1 protein-coding gene is annotated in these 1,319 nt (G+C 27.2%); it reads left to right on the forward strand.

Features of this window, described 5'->3' with window-relative positions; all coding sequences use genetic code 11:
• Positions 1 to 66: 66 nt before the first annotated feature.
• The coding region (locus tag HU235_RS12130) for a hypothetical protein (RefSeq protein WP_174880374.1) at positions 67 to 1,319 on the forward strand (1,253 nt) is incomplete at its 3' end.

The following is a 1,319-nucleotide window of genomic DNA, read 5'->3' on the forward strand; positions in this document are numbered from 1 at the left end:
GTCTATAAAAATATTTACCCTAAAGATTATTCGGATTTATTGGAGAATAAGGGGATAGTTTATAGTGTGTTTAATAAAAAGGCTAAAGAAGAAATGATATCAGAATTACAAAATGAAATTAGGAAAATAAAGAACACCTCATACAATGGACTGGGCGATATTATTACTGGTAAAGATGAAATTGCTATGTTGTTTGCGAAAAAGCGAAAACTTGTTAATAATAAGTTAATAAAACAGGGTAGAGATGTACTTTTGAGGTTAACTGGTAGTGAAAACAGAGTTGTTGGTGAACAAGTTCTAAGATATTTGATGGATAGAGGTATCAATGGAGAGTTTGGAGTATATTTACAAAACTATAATGATGACTTAGAAGCCAACTATGCAAATGTAGATGATTTTGTCACCATTAATTCAATTAACTATTTAAAACTATATCGAGATTTTGAACAGAACATGAAAAATGAAGTAGAAGTTAACTCGAAAATAAAAATATTAGAGAAAAAAATTAAAAGTGTTCAAACAAAGTCGATTTCAAGGCTAATTAAAGAGGATGGTATAGAACCAAATATAGATTTTATAAATAATAAGTTGCTATATTTCCTAATTCGAAATAATTGGCTCAACGAATCATATGAAGATTATCTAACAGTCTTCCGTGAAGGAACATTAAGTCAAAAAGAAAATGAATTTATTCAATCAATTAAATTAGGATATAATATAAAGAACCTACATTTTCCACTAGAACATGTTGATAAAGTTTCACAAAAAGTGAGAGTTGACGATATCAATAACATGGCTGTATTTAATTTGAAACTTATTGAATATCTGTTGGTTAATGATACAGAGGAAAATGAGGAAAAAATATCAAGAATAATTCATGTTCTATTTTGTCACATAAATCAAAATTTTGAAGAGTATATTGAATTACTTGAAGGTTTGGGAAACACTATATCAACTACAGAAGAGAGTTTAGTACGGAAATTTCTAACAAAATCAATGCAAAATGGAATAGATATTTGGGGTGTAATTAACGAAGATTTATCAATAGTTCAATTAATGAATTATGTGGTTATTATTTTAGAAAATTGTAAATATGATGATTTATGTCAATTAGAGAGTGTAAATTATCTATGTAATTTCATATCTTGTGAGTTTGATATTGAGAGGTTGTCAGACTCACCAAACTTATACGAGGTATTAGAAAGATTAGGAGTTAAATTTAATAATCTACATGGGATATCAAGTAAAGCAAAAAGAAGAGTACTTCAAATTAATTGTTATCAAATAAATTTACAAAACTTAGAAACATTATTAGAGAC

The sequence above is a fragment of the Metabacillus niabensis genome (genome assembly GCF_902829255.1).
In the GTDB taxonomy this organism is placed as follows: Bacteria; Bacillota; Bacilli; order Bacillales; family Bacillaceae; genus Metabacillus; species Metabacillus niabensis.